The organism is Oleiphilus sp. HI0079 (genome assembly GCF_001635105.1).
In genome coordinates, this window is record NZ_LWFT01000640.1 from 1 (window position 1) to 6,489 (window position 6,489).

Here is a 6,489-nt window from a genome sequence, read left to right on the forward strand (position 1 = left end):
AGGATCAAATGCCGAGCCCACAGCGTCCACCTGCTCCAAACCAAACTTGCCCACTGCACCCAACATCATCGACAATGTCATTTCGACGCCCTCGTAAAGAGGAGTCGATTCGTTGCCAGCTGCCTGTTCCGCCTCGATGGTTTTTTCCAAGCCATCAATGACCGGCAGCAACTCCTTTGCGAATTTTTCCAACGCAAACTTGTGGGCCTTCTCTACGTCCTGCTCTGCTCTGCGACGAACATTTTGAGCCTCCGCCTGCGCGCGAACCGTTGCATCCTTCAGGGAAGCCAACTCATTCGCCAACACCTCGGCTTTCGCCTTCCAGTCTTCATCCTCAGATTGGACCTCTTCAACAGGCGCGCGATCTTCAGTCTCTGCATCAGCAGCTTGTAAAGCCTCGTTTTCGGCTACCAACTCTTCTTGCTGGTTCTCTGGGTTGTTTTCTTCAACACTCACGTGCGTTTCCTCAAATACATTACAAGTCATTGTCTGGCTGGGATAATCCAGCATGCTGGAGGACGAAGTGGGGGCGCAGTATTTTTTTTCAAGGCCTTACTCTCAATGTGGCTAATTTTTTTGCGTGTTCACTCAATGACGCTTTACCACCGAGCGCATCGGCATTTAAACTCCTTCCAAATCGATACTTATGTCACTCACTCAAAAACGACGCTACTTATGCTCAACCATCTCAGCATTAAAAACTTCGCGATCGCTAGCGAAATAGAAATAGACCTAAACGCGGGCATGACGGTTCTAACCGGAGAAACTGGTGCAGGTAAATCGATACTCCTCGGCGCACTCGGCTTAGCGCTCGGCGATAGAGCTGATTCTGGCATGGTTCGACACGGCGAAAAAAAAGCAGAAATTTGCGCAAGTTTTGATGTAAAAGAAATACCAAGCGCGCAAGCCTGGCTTGAAGCACACGATCTAGACAGCGATGAAGAATGTATTTTACGCCGCGTTATTACAGCGGAAGGCCGCTCAAAGGCCTATATTAACGGTCAACCGAGCCCTCTAAGTGATATAAAAGCGCTTGGCGAACAGATGATAGACATCCATAGTCAACACGAACATCAAAGTCTCTTGGTGAAAGAAAAACATCGCAACCTCTTAGACGACTATGCCGGTCATGACGCACTTACAAAAGAAGTAATGGCGCACTTTCAGGCATGGCAGGCAAAGGCCAAGCATTTTGAAATGCTCATCAATAATCGAGAAGAAACGGAAGCTCGACTGCAAGTTCTAAACTTTCAGGTCGATGAGTTGGACACACTCTCGCTTCAAGAAGGCGAGATAGAGCAACTGGAGCAAGAACAAGCAAAGCTGGGCAATGCAGAAGCGCTCATTCAAAGCGCGCATGAAGCACTCGGCAGCATCTCTGATGATGAGCACGGAGCGGGCGCCCTTATCCAAAGGGCTAAAAATGCACTTAGCCACTTACCAAGCGAAGATCCAACCTTAAGCGAAGCGCTCGCTCTTTTTGAAGAAGCGTCCATACAGGTTGAAGAAGCATCGAACACGCTCAGGAGCTATGTTGATGACTTTGAACAAGACCCAACCCGCTTAGAGTTTATCGAAGAGCGCTTAAGCACCGCATACCAACTCGCCCGCAAACACCGTTGCCAGCCCGAAACCCTAAACGACGTCCACCGTAAGCTCGCCGAAGAGCTCAACGCTTTATCGGGCGGCGACCAGAACCTGTCATCGCTAGAGCAAGAAGTCGGGCAGCTCAAAGACAACTTCCTAGAGCGTGCTAACGCGCTGCGAGACAGCCGTATGAAGCACGCCATCTCTCTTGAGGAAACGGTAGCAGAACAGCTTCAAATGATGTCAATGCAGAACGTCCGCTTTGTTACGCAAATCGATCAACATGAAGAGCGTAATGCGAATATCCACGGCATTGATGACATTGAGTTTTTGATCAGCACCAATCCCGGCCAGCCGCCACGCGCATTGGGCAAAATCGCATCCGGCGGTGAGCTTTCGAGAATAAGCTTGGCGATACAAGTGGTGTTGGCACAACGTTCAGCCGTTCCGAGCATGATTTTCGATGAAGTCGATGTCGGAATTGGAGGCAGCACTGCCGAGGTTGTTGGACGACTATTAAAAGAGCTCGGCAAGAATGGTCAAGTCATGTGCATTACGCACCAGGCACAGGTCGCCTCTCAGGGAGAGCATCACCTGCGCATCAGCAAATCGATCATGGATGGCACAATGCATTCATCGGTCGACCCTCTCAATGATGAGGAGCGCACGGAAGAAGTGGCCAGAATGCTTGGCGGGATTGATATAACGGATCAAACGAAAGCGCATGCGCGCGAGATGTTAAAGCTCACATAAGCAACGGATCTAAAACAGCTCGCGATAGCATTGCTATCTTAACGTTTCTTTTTAACGTATAGCGTCAGGCTATGATCAACGAGCTCAAAACCGTGTTCTGCGGCTATTTCATGCTGACGCCGTTCGATAATCTCGTCATAAAACTCGACCACCTCTCCGCTTTCGGTATCGACCATATGATCGTGATGCTCTTCGCTCGCCAGCTCGAATACGGCATGGCCACCCTCAAAATTATTGCGCTGAACAAGACCTGCAGCCTCAAATTGAGTGAGTACACGATAAACCGTCGCCAAACCGACGTCATCTCCCGACTCTAGCAGTGCTTTGTATACATCCTCTGCGCTCATGTGCTGACCATCCGACGCTTCGAGCAGCCCCAACACTTTTAGACGCGGAACCGTCACCTTTAAACCAGCTTTTTTTAGATCAGAATTATCGGGCATAACGCACTCTTTTATTTCAGTAATATTTGTTTCAGTAAGATTAGGCGCAACCATTTGAAATCAGGTAAGATGCGCAGCTCTACAGCAATAATATCATTGGCGGCATAGAAGTGGCGCCAACATTAGTGGAATTAAGTTTTAGATGCAAAACATGCTATCTCGCGGCGCCAGAAAACTCCGCCCTCTCCTCTTTTTACTCACCTTAAGTACAATGATGTCGGCCTGTGCCTTTCCCGGCGTTTATAAAATCAATGTGCAGCAGGGCAATATTGTCACTCAAGAAATGCTTGAACAATTAAGCCGAGGAATGACTAAGCGACAGGTACATTTTGTCTTAGGAACGCCAATTGTAAAAAACGTTTTCGATGATGATTACGAGAGCTACATCTACACCTATTTACCAGCTGACGGAGAGTTGCAACAACAAGTTGTGAACATCTTCTACCAAAATGGCCAGTTTACGCATTATGAAGGCGACACGCTCGAAGAGCATTCCGCTTATTAAGCAAGCTAAGACAAACCTTACGCTTTTGGCTTTTTCGCGCGATTGAGCCGAGCCTGCTTCGGATCAATAATGAGCGGTCGGTATAGCTCAATTCGGTCACCATCACGCAAGCGCTCTTCTTGGGGCTTTTTAACCATCTTGCCAAAAATCCCCATGTCGATCTCTTCGTAAGAAATTTCCGGAAAAAATTTTTCCAATCCAGAGCGCGCCGCGGCATCAAAAACAGTGGTGCCCTCATCCACTTCAAGCTCTACAATTTTTTGAAGATCCGGCCTTGCATAGGCGACTTCAACACGTAATTTATTTTCCAAGACTTGCTCCATAAACCACTTTTGCGCGCTCACAAAAAGCGTCAACCATGGTGTTTGCTGCCTGATTAAACACTGGTCCAAACGCCAACTTTGCGACACCTTTCTTTAGCTCAAACTCGAGATCCAACTCAACCTTACATGCATCCTCTCGAAGTGCGATAAAGTTCCAATCGCCTTTCAACTTACGAAAGGGCCCCTCTACAAGCGTCATAGAAATTTTCTCATGCGCCTGCAAATTGTTGTGCGTTGTAAAGGACTGACGCATCCCACCCTTACTCACTTCAAGACTAGCGCGCATGTTAATGCCATCATCTTCCAATACCGATGCGCTTGCGCACCATGGCAAAAACTCCGGATAAGAACGAACATCGTTTATCAGCTCATACATTTGCTGAGCAGAAAACATAACCAAAGCAGAGCGATTAATTCGAAGAGACATGATGTAGCTTAGTAGGTTCAAGGATGGAAACTATTTCAGCGCATTGTAACCCTTCCATTACTCAGGCTCTAGCTCTGAACCAACAATCGCACAGAAGTCGTGCAGCGAAGTAGTCTCTTGTAATATACTTGAGGGCTTTCAACAACACCTGCAGTAAAATAATGGCCGGCAAGAAAAAACCAAAACAATCCAGCAGCACGATTGCAAAGAACAAACGCGCGTATCATGACTACCACATCGAAGAGAAGTTCGAAGCGGGATTGGTATTAACCGGTTGGGAAGTAAAAAGCCTTCGGGAAGGAAAAGGGCAACTTACAGATTCGCATGTCTTTTTGCGAGACGGTGAGGCATGGCTGCTTAACGCTCACATCACGCCACTGATCTCCGCGTCTACCCATGTTATTGCAGAACCTACTCGCCAAAGAAAACTGCTGTTAAACAAAAAAGAGATCGGCAAGATCAACAGCAAGATGAATCAGGCTGGCCATACCTGCGTTGCACTCTCGCTATATTGGAAGAGCAACCGCGTAAAATGCGAGATTGCTTTGGTAAAAGGGAAGAAAGAGTACGATAAACGGGCAACCGAAAAAGATCGCGACTGGAACCGCCAAAAAGCGCGCGTTGTAAGAGACCACGTGAAGAGTTAAGCCAGAGCTTCCCTCAGAGATAGGACGAAATATCGACCTCGTCTATCTGCTCCGGCTTTAGATAAGCACGAGCGTACTCGCCAAACACATCCGATTCTAAAAAGAGGCGAAACACCTCGGCATCAATATGCCGATCTTTCACCATAAAGCTCATAATCTTTAGCGATTCGCTTAGAGTTTTTGCCTTTTTATAAGGCCGATCTGATGCCGTCAATGCTTCAAAAATGTCGGCAACGGCCAAAATTCGATCTAGCACACCCAGATCATTCTCTCCCAACTTCCTAGGGTAACCATCGCCCCGCAAGGTCTCATGGTGGGTAGAAGCCAGGTGCGGAACGTTGGACAAGTCGTCTGTAAATGGCAGACGATCAAGCATCCTTATCGTTCCAATCATATGCTCATTGATCTTAAATCGATCCTCAGCGGTTAACGTACCGCGTTTCACGCCAAGGTTGTAGAGCTCTCCTTGATTGTATAAGTGTTCCGGGATATCCATATCGATCCCTAAGTGCTCATCGAACTCAAAGGGACGCTCTCTCTCGATGATATGTTCAGGCTTGTCGGCCAACAATGGCTCGCGCTGGGGAAGGATTTCGTCCTTCAACAACCCCTTATCCTCAAGCCTCATCTCCTCAACAGGAGATAAGCCGAGCAAATTGCTAAAATTTCGAACCCAACTTTTCTCCGCTATTTGCTGTAAACGCTCTAGCTTTTCATCGGACAGAAATTCGCCGCCCACATTGCATTCGGCGACAAACGCGAACTCATCCTGCAAGGCAGACTGAGCCTCTTGTAGTTTTTGTTGAAGCGCTTTCTCTTGATCTGGTTGTTGCCGCAAGCTTTGCAGCATCTCAATTTCTGCGTCTCGCCAAAGCACCTCGAACCGCATTCGAACCTCGTGAATACGATTATAAATAAGCTCAAGCTTGCTCCCCTTATCAACAATATGCTCGGGCACCGAAATTTTCCCACAATCGTGCAACCAAGCCGCTGTTTCAAATTCACGCCACTGCTCTGGCGTCTCAAACGAAAACGCTTTGAACTTCCCAAACTTGGCCTTATCGGCCTCCCTTGCGAGCATCAAGCCCAGCACAGGAACTCGCTCACAATGGCCTGCGGTATAATGTGATTTGGCATCAATGGCCTCGGCAATTAACTTGATAATCGCATCCATCAACTCTTTTTGAGATCGCTCATATTCCTGAATCGACTTAGACATCGCGACCAAACTTTGGGACAAATGATGAAACTGTCGTATTCGACTTTCCACCGCCCTCACCTCGTCATACTTTCGATCTCTTACCTTGGCGGTTTGCTCTGACAGCGCATTCACATTCCGAACAACCCTTCGAGCCAAAAGCCATGCAAGACACAGAAACAAAAGAAGCGCGCCAGCACAAACGGCCACCGCCATATACACCTGCTGCATGTAGGGTTTAATCAAACGTTGCTCGTAAATAGCTACCCCAAAATATCTTCCAACAGTAGAGGCAGAATCAAGAAGAGCAAGATAAACAAAGTACTCCTTCCCCTCATCTTCCACTAACTCCAAGGCATGAGCACGCCCACCTTCACGAATCAACTGAGAGATACTTTGCTCAGATATTGAATACATTGCATCGTCCGGTGGCGAACGGAAGGTCAAACCAAGCTCACCCTCCGTAGAGAATATAAAGGCATCACTGCCCGACCCACCCAATTCGCTCTCAAGGAGCTCCTCAAGACCAGAAAGGCTGACATCAACGCCTACAGCAACGTCAGCTCCCCTAACGCGACTTGTATACGTTAAAAGTACGAACGCGCC

The 6,489-nt window shown here is 47.9% G+C and carries 8 protein-coding genes; 3 read left to right on the forward strand and 5 right to left on the reverse strand.

Going from position 1 to position 6,489, the window contains the following annotated elements:
* A partial coding sequence (grpE, locus tag A3750_RS11585) for a nucleotide exchange factor GrpE (RefSeq protein ID WP_231871803.1) occupies positions 1–456 on the reverse strand: 456 nt, incomplete at its 3' end.
* A 105-nt stretch (positions 457–561) separates the two neighbouring features.
* Between grpE and recN the strand changes: the two genes are divergently transcribed.
* On the forward strand, positions 562–2,340 hold the full coding sequence (gene recN / locus A3750_RS11590; protein ID WP_231871804.1) for a DNA repair protein RecN: 1,779 nt from the start codon (positions 562–564) through the stop codon (positions 2,338–2,340).
* Positions 2,341–2,378: 38 nt separating this feature from the next.
* On the opposite strand, the gene fur is transcribed toward recN, so the two are convergent.
* Positions 2,379–2,783, reverse strand: coding sequence for a ferric iron uptake transcriptional regulator (gene fur / locus A3750_RS11595; RefSeq protein WP_068458807.1), 405 nt, complete (start codon positions 2,781–2,783; stop codon positions 2,379–2,381).
* A gap of 142 nt (positions 2,784–2,925) precedes the next feature.
* Here fur and A3750_RS11600 point away from each other — a divergent pair, with 142 nt between their 5' ends.
* Complete coding sequence (locus A3750_RS11600; RefSeq protein ID WP_197466586.1) at positions 2,926–3,288, forward strand: outer membrane protein assembly factor BamE; 363 nt, start codon at positions 2,926–2,928, stop codon at positions 3,286–3,288.
* 17 nt (positions 3,289–3,305) lie between these two features.
* Here the strand turns inward: A3750_RS11600 and A3750_RS11605 are convergent, their stop codons facing one another.
* Both A3750_RS11605 and A3750_RS11610 read right to left on the reverse strand, forming a co-directional pair.
* Positions 3,306–3,599 (reverse strand): RnfH family protein, encoded by a 294-nt coding sequence (locus A3750_RS11605; RefSeq protein ID WP_231871805.1) that lies wholly within the window; start codon positions 3,597–3,599, stop codon positions 3,306–3,308.
* Complete coding sequence (locus A3750_RS11610; RefSeq protein ID WP_068458809.1) at positions 3,589–4,038, reverse strand: type II toxin-antitoxin system RatA family toxin; 450 nt, start codon at positions 4,036–4,038, stop codon at positions 3,589–3,591. The genes A3750_RS11605 and A3750_RS11610 overlap by 11 nt, the downstream gene beginning before the upstream one ends.
* Positions 4,039–4,199: 161 nt before the next feature.
* Between A3750_RS11610 and smpB the strand changes: the two genes are divergently transcribed.
* Complete coding sequence (gene smpB / locus A3750_RS11615) at positions 4,200–4,685, forward strand: SsrA-binding protein SmpB (protein ID WP_068458810.1); 486 nt, start codon at positions 4,200–4,202, stop codon at positions 4,683–4,685.
* A gap of 13 nt (positions 4,686–4,698) precedes the next feature.
* Here the strand turns inward: smpB and A3750_RS11620 are convergent.
* A partial coding sequence (locus tag A3750_RS11620) for an HD-GYP domain-containing protein (RefSeq protein ID WP_156498528.1) occupies positions 4,699–6,489 on the reverse strand: 1,791 nt, incomplete at its 5' end.